General features: G+C 71.7%; 19 protein-coding genes and 1 riboswitch. Of the genes, 4 read left to right on the top strand and 15 right to left on the bottom strand.

Features of this window, described 5'->3' with window-relative positions:
- The 11 genes from DEIPH_RS04495 to DEIPH_RS04445 are packed head-to-tail and all read right to left on the bottom strand — an operon-like array spanning window position 1 to window position 10,744.
- The gene (locus DEIPH_RS04495) at window positions 1-981 is read right to left on the bottom strand and encodes a HoxN/HupN/NixA family nickel/cobalt transporter (RefSeq protein WP_051517151.1); all 981 of its coding nucleotides are present in this window, start codon (window positions 979-981) and stop codon (window positions 1-3) included.
- A 1-nt stretch (window position 982) separates the two neighbouring features.
- Window positions 983-2,080, bottom strand: a complete 1,098-nt coding sequence (locus tag DEIPH_RS04490; protein WP_034354506.1) for a CobW family GTP-binding protein — start codon at window positions 2,078-2,080, stop codon at window positions 983-985.
- Entirely contained in the window at window positions 2,077-3,630 is a 1,554-nt protein-coding gene (gene cobJ, locus DEIPH_RS04485) for a precorrin-3B C(17)-methyltransferase (protein WP_034354502.1), read from the bottom strand. Before cobJ ends, DEIPH_RS04490 begins: the two co-directional genes overlap by 4 nt.
- Complete coding sequence (locus tag DEIPH_RS04480) at window positions 3,627-4,403, bottom strand: cobalamin biosynthesis protein (RefSeq protein WP_034354499.1); 777 nt, start codon at window positions 4,401-4,403, stop codon at window positions 3,627-3,629. The genes cobJ and DEIPH_RS04480 overlap by 4 nt, the downstream gene beginning before the upstream one ends.
- On the bottom strand, window positions 4,400-5,167 hold the full coding sequence (gene cobM / locus DEIPH_RS04475; RefSeq protein WP_034354496.1) for a precorrin-4 C(11)-methyltransferase: 768 nt from the start codon (window positions 5,165-5,167) through the stop codon (window positions 4,400-4,402). The genes DEIPH_RS04480 and cobM overlap by 4 nt, the downstream gene beginning before the upstream one ends.
- Window positions 5,164-5,889: a precorrin-2 C(20)-methyltransferase gene (gene cobI / locus DEIPH_RS04470; protein WP_034354493.1), complete on the bottom strand. Its 726-nt coding sequence runs from the start codon at window positions 5,887-5,889 to the stop codon at window positions 5,164-5,166. Before cobI ends, cobM begins: the two co-directional genes overlap by 4 nt.
- Window positions 5,886-7,016 (bottom strand): cobalt-precorrin-5B (C(1))-methyltransferase CbiD, encoded by a 1,131-nt coding sequence (gene cbiD / locus DEIPH_RS04465; RefSeq protein WP_235183173.1) that lies wholly within the window; start codon window positions 7,014-7,016, stop codon window positions 5,886-5,888. Before cbiD ends, cobI begins: the two co-directional genes overlap by 4 nt.
- A complete protein-coding gene (locus DEIPH_RS04460) occupies window positions 7,013-8,581 on the bottom strand; it encodes a precorrin-8X methylmutase (RefSeq protein ID WP_034354491.1) in 1,569 nt (522 codons plus the stop codon). The genes cbiD and DEIPH_RS04460 overlap by 4 nt, the downstream gene beginning before the upstream one ends.
- The gene (locus tag DEIPH_RS04455; protein WP_034354488.1) at window positions 8,578-9,264 is read right to left on the bottom strand and encodes a cobalt-precorrin-7 (C(5))-methyltransferase; all 687 of its coding nucleotides are present in this window, start codon (window positions 9,262-9,264) and stop codon (window positions 8,578-8,580) included. The genes DEIPH_RS04460 and DEIPH_RS04455 overlap by 4 nt, the downstream gene beginning before the upstream one ends.
- Window positions 9,264-9,878: a cob(I)yrinic acid a,c-diamide adenosyltransferase gene (gene cobO, locus DEIPH_RS04450; protein ID WP_034354485.1), complete on the bottom strand. Its 615-nt coding sequence runs from the start codon at window positions 9,876-9,878 to the stop codon at window positions 9,264-9,266. The genes DEIPH_RS04455 and cobO overlap by 1 nt, the downstream gene beginning before the upstream one ends.
- Complete coding sequence (locus tag DEIPH_RS04445) at window positions 9,875-10,744, bottom strand: ABC transporter substrate-binding protein (protein WP_034354482.1); 870 nt, start codon at window positions 10,742-10,744, stop codon at window positions 9,875-9,877. The genes cobO and DEIPH_RS04445 overlap by 4 nt, the downstream gene beginning before the upstream one ends.
- Before the next feature lie 146 nt (window positions 10,745-10,890).
- Window positions 10,891-11,007: riboswitch (cobalamin riboswitch) on the bottom strand.
- A gap of 248 nt (window positions 11,008-11,255) precedes the next feature.
- Here DEIPH_RS04445 and DEIPH_RS04440 point away from each other — a divergent pair.
- A complete protein-coding gene (locus DEIPH_RS04440) occupies window positions 11,256-12,599 on the top strand; it encodes an MATE family efflux transporter (RefSeq protein WP_034354631.1) in 1,344 nt (447 codons plus the stop codon).
- A 22-nt stretch (window positions 12,600-12,621) separates the two neighbouring features.
- Here DEIPH_RS04440 and DEIPH_RS04435 read toward each other — a convergent pair whose 3' ends face one another.
- From DEIPH_RS04435 to DEIPH_RS04420, 4 genes are read right to left on the bottom strand one after another with little or no spacing between them, the layout of a single operon-like run.
- Entirely contained in the window at window positions 12,622-13,452 is an 831-nt protein-coding gene (locus DEIPH_RS04435; RefSeq protein ID WP_034354479.1) for an exodeoxyribonuclease III, read from the bottom strand.
- Window positions 13,453-13,476: 24 nt separating this feature from the next.
- Complete coding sequence (locus tag DEIPH_RS04430; protein WP_152544792.1) at window positions 13,477-14,055, bottom strand: histidine phosphatase family protein; 579 nt, start codon at window positions 14,053-14,055, stop codon at window positions 13,477-13,479.
- A complete protein-coding gene (locus DEIPH_RS04425) occupies window positions 14,052-14,798 on the bottom strand; it encodes an adenosylcobinamide-GDP ribazoletransferase (protein ID WP_034354472.1) in 747 nt (248 codons plus the stop codon). Before DEIPH_RS04425 ends, DEIPH_RS04430 begins: the two co-directional genes overlap by 4 nt.
- Window positions 14,795-15,466 carry a metal-dependent transcriptional regulator gene (locus DEIPH_RS04420; protein ID WP_034354469.1) on the bottom strand — a complete coding sequence of 224 codons (672 nt, stop codon included), beginning with the start codon at window positions 15,464-15,466 and terminating at the stop codon, window positions 14,795-14,797. The genes DEIPH_RS04425 and DEIPH_RS04420 overlap by 4 nt, the downstream gene beginning before the upstream one ends.
- A 140-nt stretch (window positions 15,467-15,606) precedes the next feature.
- On the opposite strand from DEIPH_RS04420, the gene DEIPH_RS04415 reads away from it, so the two are divergent.
- From DEIPH_RS04415 to DEIPH_RS04405, 3 genes are all read left to right on the top strand, one after another.
- Window positions 15,607-16,155 carry an RNA polymerase sigma factor gene (locus DEIPH_RS04415; RefSeq protein WP_034354465.1) on the top strand — a complete coding sequence of 183 codons (549 nt, stop codon included), beginning with the start codon at window positions 15,607-15,609 and terminating at the stop codon, window positions 16,153-16,155.
- A 165-nt stretch (window positions 16,156-16,320) separates the two neighbouring features.
- Window positions 16,321-16,596 carry a hypothetical protein gene (locus DEIPH_RS04410; protein WP_034354462.1) on the top strand — a complete coding sequence of 92 codons (276 nt, stop codon included), beginning with the start codon at window positions 16,321-16,323 and terminating at the stop codon, window positions 16,594-16,596.
- Window positions 16,593-17,363 (top strand): LolA-like protein, encoded by a 771-nt coding sequence (locus tag DEIPH_RS04405; protein ID WP_235183172.1) that lies wholly within the window; start codon window positions 16,593-16,595, stop codon window positions 17,361-17,363. Before DEIPH_RS04410 ends, DEIPH_RS04405 begins: the two co-directional genes overlap by 4 nt.
- The last annotated feature ends 4 nt before the right edge of the window (window positions 17,364-17,367 follow it).

Here is a 17,367-nt window from a genome sequence, read left to right as displayed (position 1 = left end):
TCACGTTCGCCGCCCGCGCGTCCAAAGCTGCGCGGCGGCGAACAGCACCAGAGCAGCGGCGGCCAGCCCGAAGCCCAGCGGGGACACGTCCACACTCTGGAAGGCGGCCAGGGCGCGGCCCGCCGCCGGGAAGTGTTCCCCCGCCCACTGCGCGAGCGTGACGACCCCGATGACCAGCGCCAGCACCCCGGAGAGACCCGTGATTAGCAGGTTGTAGGTGCGTTTGGCCCCCGGCCGGTCCAGTGCCCAGGCATAGGCATGCGTCATGAACGCGCCGTTGAGGGTGTCGAAGAGGGTCATGCCCGCGCCGAACAGCAGTGGCAGGGCCAGGATGGCCGTCCAGGTCAGCCCCTGCTGCCCCGCCTGCCCAGCGAGCGCGAGCAGGGCAATCTCAGAGGCGGTGTCGAAGCCCAGGCCCATCAGGAAGCCCAGCGGGAAGACGTGCCACTGCCGGTTCACCAGCCGGGTGAGGGGGGCCAGCAGCCGGGCCAGCAGGCCGCCGTGGTGATGCCCCTCCGGCTCCCCGCGCCCCATGCGCCAGACCGCGTGCAGGTTGAAGGCCGCGACCAGCAGCAGATACGCTCCCGCCACGAAGGGACCGACCCAGCCCCCGAACAGGCCGATATCCTCCTGCGCGCCCAGCAGCGCCTTGCCCACAAAAGCCGCCACCAGCGCCATCAGCAGCACCACGCTGGAATGTCCCAGGCTGAAGAACAGCCCGACGCCGTGCGCGGGGCGGCCCAGCGTCAGCAGCTTGCGCACGGTGTTGTCGATGACGGCGATGTGGTCGGCGTCCCAGGCGTGGCGCATCCCGAAGAGGTAGGCGGTCAGGCCCAGCCCCCACACCAGCGGGTTCTGGAGGGCGGAGGGGACCAGCAGCGCCAGCGCCAGCAGGTGCAGCGCCAGCACGCCCAACAGGTAGGGCGCGCTGCGGGCGAGGGTCAGCCGCGCGGTGACGGGCGGAAGGGCGGGGGCGCTCACGCTAGGCCCACCGCTGCGGCAGCGCCTTTTGCAGCGCCTCGATGACCTTCTTGCGGCTGACGTGGTAGCCGATGAAAATCAGCTCGTTGGGCGCGTCCGCCTTCGCGGGGGCGGGTTGCGCCTCCACCCGCGAGCGCACCGCCTGCACCGCGTGCCGGGTGCCGTCCTCGCCCTGCACGAAGCCCTTCACGCGCAGCACCGGGAAGACGCGGGCCACGTTCTGCACCGTCCGCACCAGTTCGGGCACGTTCTGCACGTCGTCACTCGTCAGGCGGAAGGACTGCCAGCCGGGGTCGTGTTCGTGAAAATGCTGGTGGGTGCTGAGGCTGTGGACGTGGGCGTCGAGGTCGCCGTGCGAGTGCCCGTCGAGGGTGGAGTGGTCATGCAGCGGCTGTGCGAGGTCGCCGGGCGTGCCACTGACGGGGGCCTGATGCGCGGCGCTGCGGCGGCTTCCGTGCAGGTTCAGGCCCAGCGTGAGCTGCGTGTCCAGCCGCGCCCCGTAGGCCAGTTCCAGAAAGCGCACGCGGGGGGCGCGGTGGCGCACGTCGGCCTCGGCCTCCAGCAGGTCGGCGTCGCTCAGGCCGTTAATCTTGTTCAGCACGGCCACGTCGGCGTATTCGAGCTGGGCATCGAACACGCGGGCGGCGCTGCGTTGCGTCTCGTCGCCCGCCTCTGCCCCGAAGGCCCCCGCCAGCAGCAGTGGCGTGTCCACCACGACCAGGGTGGCGTCCAGCACGAAGTCGGCGGCGAAGTCCGGCTCTTGCAGCGTGACCATCACGGCAGTGGGCACGGCCAGGCCGCTCGTCTCGATGAGCACGTGGTCGAAGGTATGGCGGCGCTCCAGCAGGGCGCGCAGCGTGCGGCGGAAGGCGTCGCCCTCGCCGCCGTAGGCCAGCAGGCCGCCGTGAACGTCGTGCAGTTCCACGCCGTCCCCCCGCGTTTCGAGCAGTGGGCCGTCGATGCTGACCTCCCCGAACTCGTTGACGATGAGGGCCAGGGTGCGGTCGTGCGTCTGGTTCAGCAGGTTGCCCAGCAGCGTGGTCTTGCCGCTGCCCAGAAAACCGCTGACGAGGGTGACGGGCGTTTTGGAAGAGGTCATGCAAGCTCCTTGAGTTGAAGGTTCAGAGCGTCCAGCAGCGCGTCTGCGGTGGCAAAGGCACCGGGCACGGGTGGCGGGCGGCGCACCACGATGAGGGGCAGGCGGAGGTCGCGGGCCGCCTCGCGTTTGGCCCCGAAGCCGCCCGCGTCGCCGCTGTCCTTGGTGACGACCGCGCCGATATTCCAGGCCCGCCACTGCGCCGCGTTGAACTCGCGGGAAAAGGGGCCAATCATCGCGCAGAGGCGGGCGGCGGGGATGCCGAGTTCCTGGGCGCGGCGCAGCACGTCGGGCTGCGGGGTCAGGCGCACGAAAACTTCCGCACCGGGGGCGGCGTGCAGGAAGGCTTCCAGGTCCTTGCTGCCCGTGGCGAGGAAGACCCGGCCATAAGCAAGGGCAGCCCGCGTGGCTTCCCCGAAGGAGTCCACCAGAATCAGGCCGTCCGTGTCAGCGGGCAGACCGCTGGGCCGCTCGTAGCGCAGGTAGGGCACACCCAGTTCGGCGGTCAGCTCGCGCAGTTGCGCGGTGATGGCCTGCGCGTAGGGGTGGGTGGCGTCCACGACGGCGCGGGCCGAACGCAGGGCGCGACGGCGGGCCTCCACACCGGGCGGGCCGCTGTAGAGGTGCAGGTTGGGGTGCGTCGGGGCCACCTGTGCGCCCAGGTCGGACGCCACGCTCAGCGTGACCGGCTGGCCCAGTTCTGCCAGGCGTAGCGCCAGCGCGTTGCCATCTCGGGTGCCGCTGTAGACCCAGACGGTACCGGTGGGCTGAGGCGCAGGCACACTTTCCCCCGCCCGCTCGGGCTGCCAGTCGTTGTAGCCGCGCGGCGTGTACATCCAGCGGCCTTTGCGGGTGGTGAAACGGTTGCCGATGACGATGGTGGTGAGCATGTCGAACTCGTCGCCCAGCAAGGCTTCCAGGGTGGTCACGCGCACCTCCTGCCCCTCGCGGTAGGCGTTGCGGACCACGCCGCAGACGGTATCGGGGCGCTTGTGTTCCAGCATCAGGCGCAGCACGCGGTAGACGCCCTCGCGCCGGGATTTGCTCTGCACGTTGTACAGCACGGCGGCGAGGTCGGCCTGGGCGATGTGGCTGGCCCGCTGCTCAATCCACTCCCAGGGGCACAGCAAATCCGAGAGGCTCAGCGTGGCGAAGTCGTGCGTGAGGGGCGACCCCAGCAGGCTGGCGCAGGCGGTGGCGCTGGTGATGCCGGGAATCACCTCCACGCCGAAGGGGGGGTCTTCGGGCAGGTCCTCGAAGACCAGGCCCGCCATCGCATACACGCCGATGTCGCCGGAGCTGACCAGGGCCACCCGCTTCCCCTCCGCCGCCTTCTGAATCGCCAGTTCTGCCCGGTACTTTTCCTGCGTCAGCGGCGGCGTCAGGAGTTCCTGGGTGGTCAGCAGCGGGCGCACCCAGGTCAGGTAGAGGTCGTAGGCGACAATCACGTCGGCCCCCGTCAGCGCCTGCCGGGCACGCTCGGGCACCAGCGACAGGTCGCCCGGCCCCACGGAAACGAGGCTGAGATGTCCGGTGCGGTGTGGACTCGTCATAACTTCTCCTCGAAAACAGCCGCGCCCCGGTCCTCCACCACGGCGACGGTCACGCCGTTCAGCGCGGTCTTGGGCACGGTCAGCCTGCCGCGTGGGCTGGCGAGCAGGGCGCAGGGTTCGCAGACGCCGCTCAGGCCGACGCTTTGCTGCACCCACTCGCTGTGCCGCGTCACGAAGGGGCGGGCCTCCAGGTCGGCGGCGGCGAAAATGCGCAGCGGCAGGCCGTGGCGTTCGCAGAAGGCGAGCAGGCCCGCCTCGTCCGCCTTGAGGTCCACGGTGGCGACCTCGCGCACGTCGGTCAGGGAGCGTTCCCCCAGGGTGTGTGCCACAGCGGCGGCAATCTGTTCCTCGCTCACGCCCCGGCGGCAGCCGATGCCCAGGGTCAGGGGCTTCACGGCCTCGGTCGCGGTGGTCACGACGGGCACCGCCCCGGTCAGGCGGGCCACCCGGTAGGCCAGGGCATTCGCGCCGCCCTCGTGCCCGCCCAGCAGCGCGACGGCGAAGCGGGCGGCGTCGTCCAGGACCACCACTGCGGGGTCAGTCAGCTTGCTGTGCGGCAGCCCCGACACGAAGCGGGTGGCAATGCCCGCCGCGCCGATGAAGACCCAGGCGCGGGCGGTGTGGAAGGCGGCGCGGAAGGCGTCCATCTGCCGTCCGGCCTCCTGCCAGGGACGGTGCAGCGCGGCCCCGAGTTCGTCCGCCAGCCGCGCGGCCAGCCCCTCCGACTCGCGGCGCACCGGCCAGACGGCCAGGCTCTGCGGGGCCGCCGTCACACCCCCTCCTTCTCCGCGCGGCGGAAGCGGTGGGCATAGGCCGGGTCGTAGAGGCGGCTGCTGGTGTCGGGGTCCGCGAGGGCGGGACTCACAATCAGCATGGTGGTCAGCGCCCACTCGCTCACCCGGATTTCGGAGAGCAGGCGCTCCAGGGTGCTGACGTGCTGGCGCTCGTCCGGCTGGGTGGCGCGCTGCACCAGGGCCACCGGTGTCTCGGGCGGGTAGGCAGTCAGCAGGTCCGCCACGATTTGCGGAAGCTGGTTGCCCCCCAGGAACAGGCACAGACTGGCCCCGTGCGCCGCGAGACTGGGCAGGTTCTCCCGCTCGGGAACGGGACTCGCCCGGCCCGACACCCGCGTCAGGATGACCGTCTGGGTGACGTTGGGGCGGGTCAGTTCCGCGCCCAGCACGGCCGCGCTCGCGGTAAAGCTGCTCACGCCCGGCACCACCTCGTAGGGAATATTCAGTTCGCGCAGTGCCCGCATCTGCTCGGCGGTCGCGCCGTAGATGGCCGGGTCGCCGGAATGCACGCGGGCCACGTTCAGCCCCTCGGCCTGGGCGCGGCGGTAGAGGGCCACCTGCTCGTCGAGATGCATGCCCGCCGTGTTGAACGTCTCGGCCTCCGGGTGCGCGTGTTCCAGCACGGCTTCAGGCACCAGGGACCCGGCGTAGAGAATCAGGCGGCACTCACCCAGCAGCCGCGCGCCGCGCAGCGTGATGAGGTCGGGGGCACCGGGGCCAGCGCCGATAAAGTAGACCTTCAAGCAAACCTCCGGGGAGCCTCGCGGCGAATCAGGACGACGCTCAGGTAGCCCAGGCGTCCGGGGTCGGGGGCGGGCGCGAGCGAGGGCAGGACAACTTCCCCGTCCAGCCCCAGGCGGTGCGCGAGGGCGCAGTGTTCCGCGATGCCCAGCTCTTGCAGCAGCGCCAGCACGTCCGCCATGCGCCGCCCCACCTTCATCAGGGCCACCACGTCGTGCACGAGGATGTCGGCGCGCAGGGCCGCCATATCGTCGGGACAGGGCAGGATGAGCACCCGCTCCTTGCCCTCGCCCAGGCTGAAGCCGGTGAGGGCGGCGGCGGTGGCATAACTGGTCACGCCGGGGAACACGCGGCGCGGGAGGTCAGGGGCCTCACGGGTCAGGGCCGCCACCAAGTAGCCCAGCGTGCTGTAGGTCATCGCGTCCCCGATGGTCAGGTAGGCGACGCTGCGCCCGGCCCGCTGGTGGGCAGCTATTTCGTGGGCCAGCGCGGCGTAATGCTCCCCAATCCGCGTGTCGTCGCCGTCCATCAGAAACTCGACCTCGCGCACGCGGTCGCGGGGAAAGGGTAGGCCGTCCAGCGCGGCGAGGGCCACCGAATCGGGCGAAACGCGGGAGCGGGGGGCGTAGATGAGGTCGGCGGTCTGAAGAATCTCCAGCGCCGTGACGGGCAGCAGGCCATAGGGGCCGGGGCCGACGCCGAGGCCGTAGAAGGTACCGGTCACGCCTCCGCCTCCCCCAGCCCGGTGCCGTCCAGCGCGAAGAGGGCCACCCGGACGTGGCCTACACCGGGCGCGCGCTCATGCAGGGTGCGGGCCACCTGCCGGGCTGTTTCCTGCCAGACTTCCGGGCCGCGTTCATGCCCCGCGAGGAGCGTCACGCAGGCGTCCACGGTGTTCGCCTCCGCCAGCGCCCGCACGGTTTCCCCCTCCACCCCCAGCCCCGCCGCCACCCGCGCCAGCACGTTCATCGCCATGCCGCTGTGCCCGCTGTGGGTGTTCCAGTCGCCGTTGAGGACCTTGGCGAGCTTGCCGGGGTGCCCGGCGACGAGCAGCAGGGGGAGCGGGTGCCCGGTTTCCGCCAGTGCCCCTTGCAGCGCGTCCAGCGCCGCCCCCACGAAGTTGCTCATCTGCACGATGGCCTGCGGGGGCACGTTCAGGGTGTCCCGCGCATAGTCGCGGCCCAGCTTGCCGGGCGTGAAGACCACCGCGTCGGGGCGGGCGTGGACGGCCACGCGGGCGTAGACCTCCACCGACGCGGCGTAGGCTTCCAGGCTCATCGGCTCCACGATGCCGGTCGTGCCCAGGATGGAGATGCCGCCCAGGATGCCCAGCCGGGGGTTGAAGGTCTTGCGGGCAATCTCTGCCCCGTTCAGGCAGCCCACCGTCACGGCGAAGCCCTCGTGGCCCGCGAGGTCGAGCGCCGCCCGCCGCAGCATCTCGCGCGGTACCGGGTTGATGGCCGGTTCGCCCACCGGCACGCGGATGCCGGGGGCGGTGACGGTGCCCACGCCCTCTCCGGCGTGGAAGGTCATGTGCCCGCCGCCGTTCGGCACGACCGTCACCCACAGGGTCGCCCCGTGGGTGGCGTCAGGGTCGTCGCCGCCGTCCTTGACGACCTCGGCGTAAGCGCCCGCATCGGTGAGACGGACATTTTGCACGGGGATGTCCAGCGTCAGGTCGTCCGGGAGGCGGATGGTCACGTGCCCAGGCATCTCGCCGCGCAGCAGCAGGCGCAGCGCCGCCGCGGCGGCCGCCGTCGCCGCGCTGCCGGTGGTAAAGCCCCGCCTGAGGCCGTTGGCGGCAGGCAGCGAGAGGTCGAGGCGCTGGGTCGGCGTCATGGCGAGGCTCACGCCTCCGTCCCGGTGGGGGCAGCGGCGACGGCGGCGAGGCGATTCTGGGCCTCGATCATCAGCGCGTTCACCACACTGCTGGCCCAGGGGCTGCCCCCCCGCGTCCCCGCGTTGGTGACGCGCGGCACGCTGAGGCAGGCGCGTAGCGCCGCCTTGCTCTCGCGGGTGCCCACGAAGCCCACCGGCAGGCCGACCACCAGACCCGGCCGCCAGTGCCACTCCCGAATCAGGCGCACCGCCTCGAAAATCGCGGTGGGCGCGTCGCCAATCGCCACGATGCAGTCGTTGCCGAACTTCTCGTAGGCGCGGCGGATTCCGGCCGCCGAACGGGTGATGCCCGCCTCTCGGCTCAGCAGGTAGGTTTCGGGGTCGTGGACGCCGCACCACACGGGCACGCCCAGCGTCCGCAGCACCTCGCGCTTGAGGCCGCTCTGCACCATCGTCACGTCGGTCACGACGGTCAGGCCGCGCAAAATCGCCATCACGCCCGCTTCCGTCGCGCCGGGCGAGAAGTACAGGTCGTCCACGATGTCGGGCGTGCCCGCCGTATGCACCAGCCGTTGCATCGCGTAGCGGTCGGCGGGGTTCACGGCCGACCAGTCGCGCAGCGTCTCGATGATGTCGAAGGACTGGCGCTCGATGGGGTGCGGTTCGTAGGGGGCAATGGTTTTGCGTTCGGGAGCTTCTCCCCCGGCCAGCAGCCCGCGCACCGCCCCGTGGTGTCCCACCTGCGGCGCACCCACCTGCGCCTCGTAGCCGACCACGCCCACGCGGTACTTGCACAGCGAGCAGTTCATGTGGCCCTGGCCCTGCACGCCCTCCCGCGCCCGTTCCAGAAAGACCTGCGCGACCTTCGGATGCGGCCCCAGGTGCCCGGCGGTCAGGAACTCGGTGCCCGGCCAGCGCTGGGCGGCGGCGGCCACCGCCTCGCGCACCCGGCGGGCCAGCACCCCGTCGAACAGCAGGTAGGGCAGCACGACCACCCGCGTAAAACCCAGGCGGGCGGCGCGGGCGAGGCCGGTGGGCAGGTCGGGTTTGGCGGTGCCGCTGTAGCACACCAAACTCGCGCCGTAGCCCAGGCCCTCCTCCAGAAAGCGGGCGAGCTTATGAACGTCGCCGTTCGCGTCGGGGTCGGTGGTGCCGCGCCCGACAAGGAGGAGCAGCGTCTCGTCCCGGCGCACCTCGTGGGGAGCGGCGGCCTCTGCTTCAATTAAGCGCTCGCGGCAGACTTCCAGCAGGGCCGGGTGCAGGTCCATCGCCGCGCCGTAGTGGAAGGTGACGTGCGGGAACTCCTGGCGCAGCGCGTTCAGTTCGCTGGGCAGGTCGTTCTTGGCGTGGGTGGCGGCCAGCAGAACGCCGGGCACCAGCACGATTTCCCGCGCTCCCGCCGCCACCGCTTCCCGCGCGGCCTCATCGAGGGTGGGCGCGTTGAACTCCAGAAACCCGTGGGTGATGACTCGCCCGGGGTCAAGCGCCCGCACCCGCGCGGCGAGCTGCTCGAACTGCGCGGCACTCGCCGGGTCGCGGCTGCCGTGCGCGGCGAGGACGATGGCGTAGTCGTTCACGCCTCGCCCTCCAGCCCGGTCAGCATCGGCATCAGCGCGCGAATCAGCAGGATGCTCATGTCGGAAAAGTCGCGGCCCTCCAGCTCGGCCAGCGTGCCAGTCCATTCCGCCTCGGCGCGGGAGAGGTTCTCCCAGACCTCGACTTTGTGCGCCGGATTCGCGCCGTGGGTGAGCAGGTAAGCGGCCACGTCCTTCGGCATGAAGTCCCAGGGGCGCGGAATCACGATCGCGTTGCGCCCCGCGTGCAGCACGTCGCGCAGGTGCGTCTTGAAGGGCGTGAGGTCGCCCCGGCGGTGAAAGGTGAGGAAGGTGGTCTCGTCGAAGCACACGCGGCCTTTGCTGGCGAGCATCTGCGCGCTGGAGATGCCCGGCACCGTCTCCACCGGATGTCCGCAGGCCGTCTCCACCCGTTCCAGAAACTGAAAGCCGCTGAAGTGGATGTCGCCCATGAACACCACCACGCAAGTTTTCCCAGCGTGGTGCAGGGCGGCGACCTCCGCCAGTTTCGCCACCTGGTCGCGGTAGCCCATCGTGACGACCTGCTGGTCCCCCAGCAGCAGAGGCCGCACCACATCCACCACGGCGTCGAAGCCCGCGACCACGTCGGCGTTGGAGACGAGTTCCGCGCCGCGCCGCGTCAGGAAGTCGAGGTGGCCGGGGCCAGCACCGACACAGGTGAGCATCAGTGCTCGATGCCCGGCTGCGCGCCGATGCCCGCCTCGTAGGCGTGCTTGACGGGCTGAATCTCGCTCACGGTGTCGGCCAGCGCCACGAGTTCCGGCAGCGCGTCGCGGCCGGTGATGACCACGTGCAGCCGCGGGTCACGCGCCTTCAGGGTCGCCTCCACGTCGGGCCAGGGCACCCAACCGTATTTCAGGGCATAGGTGAACTCGTCGAGCACGATGAGGTCGTACTCGCCCGCCTCGATGGCCGCCTTCGCCAGTTCCCAGCCGTGGGCGGCCAGGCTCGCGGAGTTTTCCAGGTCGCGCGAGCGCCAGGTGAACCCGTCGCCCAGGCCCTCGTAGGGGATGCCCAGCAGGTCGAGGGTGCGGTGTTCCCCGAACTTGGCCTTCTCGTGCTTCAGGAATTGGAACATCCGGACCTTCAGGCCCCGCCCGTGCGCCCGCAGCATCAGCCCCAGCGCAGCGGTGGTCTTGCCCTTGCCCTTGCCGGTGTTGACGATGAGGAGGCCCCGGCGGCCCCGGCTCAGGTCCTCGCGCTTCTGGTGGCTGTCGCGGGCCTCCGCGAGTTCGCGCATGGCGGCCTCGCGGCGTGCCTGTGTAGCATCGTCGGTCACTTGACCGCCTCCGGGTGCAGCCAGCGAATCAGGGCGCGCAGGGCCACCGGCAGGCGGGGGCCGGGGCGCGAGAGGGCATCCCGTTCCTCGGGCGTGGGCAGGAACACGCGCCCCGCCTTCACCGCCTGAAGTCCCTGCCAGCCGGGGCGCTTGCGGGCGTCGTCCAGGCTCAGGCCAATCATCGTCTGGGGGTTAGCCTTGACAATCAGTTCGGGGTCCAGCTTGGGAAAGTCCCCGAGTTTCGCGGGCACGATGGTCTGCCCGCCCGCCTTGGTCAGCAGCGTGCCGATGAAGGAGCTGGGGCCGACGCTGTAGGGCGCGGGGTCCACCTCGTAGTAGGCGCTGACTTTCGGCAGGCCCACCACGCTCTTTTGCAGCGCGTTCAGTTCCGAGCGCATCGAGGTAATGAGGCGCGTGGCCCCGGCCTCGTGGTTGGTCAGCTTGCCCAGCACGCCGATTTTTTCGAAGACCTCGTTGTAGGTCTGAGCGGTGCCGCCGTACACGGTGAGGCCCGCCGCCGCCAGCTTCTCGGTGAGGCGCGACCCCGCCGACTCGTCGGCCAGCACCAGGTCAGGCTTGAGGGCCAGGATGGCTTCCAGATTGGGCTGGAAGGCGCTGCCGACCTTGGGAAGCTTGTCGGTGACGCTCTTGGGATAGTTGCTGAAGCGGTCCACCGCCACCAGCCGGTCGCCGGCCCCGATAGCCATCAGCGTCTCGGTGTGGCTGGGCAGCATGGCGATGATGCGCTTCGGCTCCTGGCGCAGGGTGACGGTGCGCCCCAGGTCGTCGGTAACGGTGAGGGGATATTTCGTGGCGGCGGCGCAAGGCAGCAGCGCGAGGGCCGCGAGCAGGGCGAGGTGACGCATAGAAAGGCTCCGCAGCGTGCGTGGAGGCGGCAGCAGGGGCGGGCGCACAGCGAAAACCCGCTCCAGCCGGGGCCAGAGCGGATGCAGAACAAAGCAGGCTCAGTACGTGGCCCTCTGACGGCGAGAGGTGCCTCTCACCCGCAGATGCGGGCGGGGCGTCCCTGGGGGGCATTCGGGCTTGCAGGGCGTTGGCCTGCTTACCGTTGCGCGACAGCGCCGGACTCTCACCGGACTTCCCCACTCCCAGGTAAAGACAGGATAGCAGCAAGCCTTTCTCCGGGGGGCCTGGGCCGGGGCTGGGGAGAAGTGGTCGGGAGGAGGAGCAACAGCGCCTCCCCTGTCTGTTTCAGCTTTGCCACTGCTGTCCGGGTTCCACTTTTCCGGTGGGCGGGAGAAACCGGTGCGGAGCCTGGCAACACCAGAACCGTCTGGAACCTCCCTTGCCTCCCCGCAGCAAGCTGCTCTGCCACACTCCCCTCCCACTCCTCCCCGGGGTGCTAGCGTGCCCGGCGTGTCCGCCGTTTCTGCTCCCACCTCCCCGGGCACCCCGCCGCAGGGCAGCACCCGCGAACTGCTGCGACTGGCCTGGCCGCTGATGCTCTCCAATCTCGCCTACACGGCGGTCGGCCTGACCGACACGCTGCTGATGGGCCGCCTGGGCGTGGTGGAGGTCGGGGCGGTGGGCTTTGCCAACATCTGCTTGCTGACGCTGGTGCTGCTGTTCCGGGGTGGCCTGAACACCGCCGCGACCTTCGTGGCCCGCAGCCTGGGGGCGGATGACCCGGCGGGCGTGCGCCGCTGGGCCAGCGTGTTCCTGAGCTGCGCGCTGGTGGGCGTGCCGCTGGCGCTGGTCGGCCCGGCGCTGCTGGACGGCCTGTTCGCGCTGCTGCGGCCCGGCCCCGGCATCACCGAAGTGGCCCGGACCTACGCGCACATCCGCGTCTGGGAAATCCCGCTGATGCTGCTGGGCAGCGCGGCCCTCTCGGTGATGGTGGGTCTGGGCAACACCCGCACGCCCATGCAGCTCGCCTGGCTGGTGATGGTGGTTAACGCCGCGCTGGCGGTGCTGTTCATCTTCGGGTTCGGGTGGGGGGTGGCGGGCGCGGCGTGGGCCGCCGTGGTGGCCGTGAGCCTCCAGAACGTGCTGGCACTGGCGCTGCTGCGCCGCCTGCATGGGCCGCGCTTCGGGCCGTTCGGGCTGGTGCGGCCCGCGCGGTCGGAACTGGCGCGGCTGGCGCGGGTCAGCCTGCCCGCCGGCGTCACCGAACTGGCCGAGGTGGGGGCCTTCACGGTCTTTCAAGGCATCATCTCGCGGCTGGGGGCGGTGGAACTCGCCGCGTCGCAGATTGCCAACCAGCTCGCCAGCCTGGGGTTCCTGCCCGCCTTCGCGCTGGCGTCGGCCACCGGAAGCCTGCTGTCGCGGGCGCTGGGGGCGGGTCGCCCGGACATCGCCGCCCGCATCGGCTGGCGGGGCGCGGGCATCGCCGCCGCCGTGATGGGTGTGCTGGCGCTGCTCTTCGTGGTCCTGCCTGGCCCCCTCATCGGCCTGTTCAGCCGTGACCCGGAGGTGCTGGCGGTGGGCCGCACCGTCCTGGCCGTCATGGCCGCCTATCAGGTCTTCGACGGCGTGGCGATTGTGCTGGGCGGGGCGCTGGGCGGCGCGGGCGACACGCGCTTTCGCCTGCTCGTGACCCTGGCCGGGGCGTGGCTGGTGATGGTGCTGGGCGCGGCGTGGCTGGCCCCGCGTGCGGGCGTGACGGGCGCGTGGGCGTCGGCGCTGGTCTTTATCGCCCTGGCGGCGGCCGCCTATGCCTGGCGTTTCGCGTCGGGACGGTGGCGCGGGGTGAAGTTGTGAGAGGAGGGGCAGCCGTCTTGCCTTATCCCGCTGCCCCGGCTGGGGTGGCCTCCTCCAGAAGGGTCGAGAAGGTCGCCAGCACGGGGGCGTGGTCGGAGGGGCGCTCGTGGGCGCGGGGGCCAGAGTCCACGGTGCAGGACTGGCATTCGGCGGCCAGGGCGGCGGAAACGAGCACATGGTCGATTCTCAGGCCCCAGTTGCGCGGGAAGGCCAGCCGTCCGTAATTCCACCAACTGAAGACGCGCTCGGGCTGGGGCAACAGGCGGAAAGCGTCGTGCAGGCCCAGGGCGAGCAGGTCGCGGAAGGCGGCGCGTTCCGGTTCGCTGACCAGCACCTGCCCCTCCCAGCGTTTCGGGCTGTGAACGTCGCGGTCTTCGGGGGCCACGTTGAAGTCGCCCATCACGGCGAGGCGCGCGTACTGCCGCAGTTCATCCCGCAGCCATTCCCGCACGGCGGCCAGCCACGCCAGCTTGTAAGCGTACTTCTCGGAGCCGACCGCCTGCCCGTTGGGGACGTACAGGCACACCACCCGCACGCTGCCCACTGTGGCGGCCAGCACGCGGCGCTGCTCGTCCGCGAAGCCGGGGATGCCCACCTGCACGTCCGTCAGCGGCAGGCGCGACAGCAGCGCGACCCCGTTGTAGGTCTTCTGCCCGGAGTAGGCGGCCCGGTAGCCCAGCGCCTCCAGTTCCGCCAGGGGAAAGCGGTGGTCCTCCAGCTTGGTTTCCTGAAGGGCCAGCAGGTCGGGCCGCTGCGCCTCCAGCCAGGCGAGGACCTGGGGCAGGCGCACATTCAGCGAATTGACGTTCCAGGTCGCCAGCTTGAGCGGGGGCCGCGTGGGGAGGGCGGGCATGGGGGAATGGTAGCGGCCCGCGGGTCAGGCGAGGTCGGGGGGCACGCGCAACTCTGTCAGCCACCACGCCCCGCCCGCCCGCCGCAACGTGGCGACGGTGCCCGGCCTCACCTCGGCGGCGCGCAGGCCCACCGTCAGGCGCAGGGCGGCCAGCAGCGGCCCCGCGTGGGTAAAGGCGACCACCCCGCTCGCGTCAGGCAAGGAAGCCAGCCAGCCCTCCAGCCGCATGTGAAAGGTCCGGCCTGTCTCCCCTTCCGGCGGCCCCTGGGCAGAGGCCGGGTCGGCCAGGGCGTCTATCCAGGCGCGGGACGCTTCCCCGTGGGCGGCTTCCAGTTCGGCCCAGGTGCAGCCCGCCATGACACCGAAGCTCGCCTCCGCCAGTGCCGGGACGGGCCGCGCGTGGGGAAATCCGGCCAGCGCCGCCGTCTGCCGGGCACGCAGGCTGGGCGAGGTGAAGGCCAGGGCCGACTCCGGCAGCCTCATTGCGAGGGCGAGCGCCTGACCCGCCTCCGACAGCGGCGCGTCCTCCCCGGCACGCGGATACCGGCGCTCGGCATTCGGGAGGGTCGGCGCGTGACGGACGAGGTGGAGGGTGAGCGTCAACCCCGCCCCCACGCATAAGCCCCCAGCGCCACCAGTTCCGCCGTCACCACCAGCAGGCCGTACACGTCGCCGTTCAGGCCCCCGCCCAGACGCCCGGCGGCGAAGCGGGCGGCCAGCAGCACGGCCACCAGCGCGGCCAGGGCTGCCGCCCACGCCCCCGGCAGCAGCAGGGCGGGCAGGGCCAGCCCCAGCGCCGCACCCCAGCGTCCCTCGCGTGAGCGTGCCCCCAGCGACTCCTGCCGCGCCGCCGGGTAGAGGTTCATGGGCAGCAACACCAGCAGCCGCGCGGCGACCGCCGCCACCAGCGGGGCAAACGCGGGAATCGGCGCGGCCAGCAGGCTCCACAACACCAGCAGCGCCAGCACCCCCGTCGCCAGCCCGAAGGCCCCCACATGCACGTCGCGCAGAATCTCCAGCCGCCGCTCCGGGCTTTTCATGGCGAAGAGGGCGTCGGCGCTGTCCACCAGCCCGTCGAAGTGCAGCATTCCGGTGACGGCCAGCCATGCCCCCACCGCGAGGGCCGCGCGCACCCCGTCGGGCAGCGGAAGCGGCAGCCACAGCAGCGACGCCACCAGTCCGCCCACCGCGTATCCCGCCAGGGGGTAATAGGCACTGGCCCGCGCGAAGTCGCCCTCGCGGACCTCGCGGACGTGGGGCAGGGGCAGCGTGGTCAGGAAGGTCAGGGCCAGGTGCGCGGCCTGAAGCTGCCGCCGCCAGCCGGGGCGGGGGTCGGGGGTGGTCAATCCCGGTCCCCGTGGACCTGCACCTGCGCGGCCACCGCCAGGGCCAGGGTGAGGGCCTCGCCGCCCCGCAGCGTGACGGTCAAGGTGCCCAGCGGCGCGTCCCCCTGCCGCAGCGTGACGGGCCCCCCCGGCGTCAGGCCCGCCGCGACCAGCGCCCGCAGCCCCGCCGGGTCACTGTCGGGCACGCGGGCCACGGTGGCGGCCTCTCCGGGCGCGAGCTGGGTCAGGCGGCGCTCGGCGCGGGTGGGCAGCTCGCCCGCCAGGGTGGGAATCGGGTCGCCATGCGGGTCGTGCGTGGGATCGCCCAGCCAGGCCGCGATACGTGCCTCCAGCCGCTCGGAGAGGGCATGTTCCAGCCGCTCGGCCTCCTCGTGGACCTCGTCGAGCGGCACGCCCAGCGCCCGGTGCAGAAACAGTTCCAGCAGCCGGTGATGCCGCAGCACCTCCAGCGCCACCCGCTGCCCCTCGGCGGTCAGGCTCGCGCCCTGATACGGCGCGTGGGCCACCAACCCCTGCTCGCTGAGCTTGCGGAGCATCCCCGTCACACTGGCGGGCATCACGCCCAGGGCGTCGGCCAGGGCCTGCGTGTTGACCTTGCCGCGCTGCCCCAGCAGGTACAGGTGCTTGAGGTAATCCTCGGCGGAGGGAGAGAGCGCGCGGGCCGTCATGGGAGGCAGTTTAGGTCAGGGGTCTGAGGGGAGTGGGCGGTGGGGAGTGGTGAGTGGAGGTTGCTCAGGCTTTCAAGGGCCGCCCTCTAGCCTCCGGGAACTTTTCCCCCCCTTCCCGCCTCTTACCCTGTGAGGTGGCCTTGAACGACCTGACGGACGCGCAACTGGTGCGCCTCGCCGCGCAGCCCGGACCCCACCGGGAGGCGGCCTTCGAGGCGCTGGTGCGGCGGCACGCGGGGCGGGTTCACCGGGTGGCGGCGGGGACGGTCGGGGCGGGGGCGGCAGACGACGTGGTGCAGGAGGTGTTTATCAGCGTGGAGCGGCATCTGGGGGGCTTTCGGGGCGAGGCGCAGTTCACGACCTGGCTGCACCGCGTCACGCTGAACGCCTGCCACAAGGCGCTGGCCGCCCGCCACCACCTCCCGCTGGAAGACGCCCCCGAACCCGTGGCCCCCCACAACCCGGTCCGGGCAGGCGAACAGGCCGACCTGCGTGAACGCCTCGCCTGGGCCATGCGCCAGCTTCCGCCCGAGCAGCGCGACGTGCTGACCCTGCGCGAACTGTCTGGGCTGGACTACGCCGAGATTTCGGAGGTGCTGGGCGTGGAACTGGGCACCGTAAAAAGCCGCCTGAACCGGGGCCGCGCCGCACTGCGGGCACTGCTGAGCGGAATCGGGGTGACGCCGTGAAGGGGCGGCCGACCCGCCTCAAAAACCCGTGCCGAGGCCCTTTTCTCCTCCCCCTTGACTTGCAAAGCTGCGCAGCAGAGGGGGGAGGCCGGGTGGGGGTGAACGGGCATGGCATCCCAGCAACCCCCAAAACTGTCCCCCACCCCCCAACCAAAGGCCCCACCCATGAATGACACCGAACTCGACACCCTCCTGGCCCACGCCAGAACAGAAACCCCCGCCGATGCCGGGGCCGCCGACCGCTTCCTGGCGTGGCACCGGGCAGAACAGGCGGGCACCGCTCTCCCCTCCCCCGCGCCACGCGCCCGCCCGGTGTGGTGGCCCGCGCTGCTGGGCGCGGCGGCGGTGCTGACCGGGGCGCTGGTGCTGCGGCCCGCGCCCGACCTCCCCGCCAGTGCCGCTTACGACGCCTACCAGGGCGCACTCGGGGAGGGCTGGTGAGGCGAACGCTGGGGCTAGCCGGGCTGCTGCTGACCGGCGCGGCCCACGCCGCCGACGTGGACGACCTGACGGCGGCGCTGCGGCAGGCGCGCACCCTGGCGGCACGCGGCACGGCCGAGGTGAGCGTGTTCTTTCCGCCCCGCGCCGTGCCCACCCGCACCGCCGCCACGCTGCCCGCCGTGCCCTTTCGCCCCGCCCTGCTGGCCGCGCACTTCACCGTCACGCGGGCAGACGCGCCGCCGGTCGCGGGCCGGGACGTGACCCGCTTCGACCTGGTGCCAAAAGTCGGGCAGGCCGCCCGCTGGACGCTGTGGGTGGACCGGGCCTGGAATATCCCCCTCGCCTACGAGGAACGAATGCCGGACGGCACCCTGGCCCGCCGCGCCACCTTCACGCAGGTGCAGCCCCAGGCGGTGAAGGTCAAGCGGGGCGTGCCTGCCATCCCCGCCGGTCTGCGCCCCGCCGTCCTCGCCGCGCTGCCGGGCCTGCGTCTCCCACCGGGCTTCGTGCCCACAGGCGTCAAGGTCAGGCCCGCCGGGGGCCTGGAGGTCACGCTCAGCGACGGGGCCAACGTCCTCGCGCTGGTGCTGGCCCCGCGCAATGTCCGCGCCGCGCCCGGTGTCGCCTCCCGCCGCGTGGGGGACGGGTTCGTCTGGCTGGTGGGCAACCTGCCTGCCGCGCCGCTGCGCTCGGCCCTCGCGGGCATCAAGTCGGTGGACCTCGCGGGTCTGGGAACTTTTCTGGCCCCCGCCGCCTCCAATCCCTGAAGCC

It is taken from the genome of Deinococcus phoenicis, from assembly GCF_000599865.1.
Classification (GTDB): Bacteria; Deinococcota; Deinococci; order Deinococcales; family Deinococcaceae; genus Deinococcus; species Deinococcus phoenicis.
The sequence above is the reverse complement of the archived record's forward strand: the minus strand, read 5'-3'. Positions and strand labels throughout refer to the sequence as shown.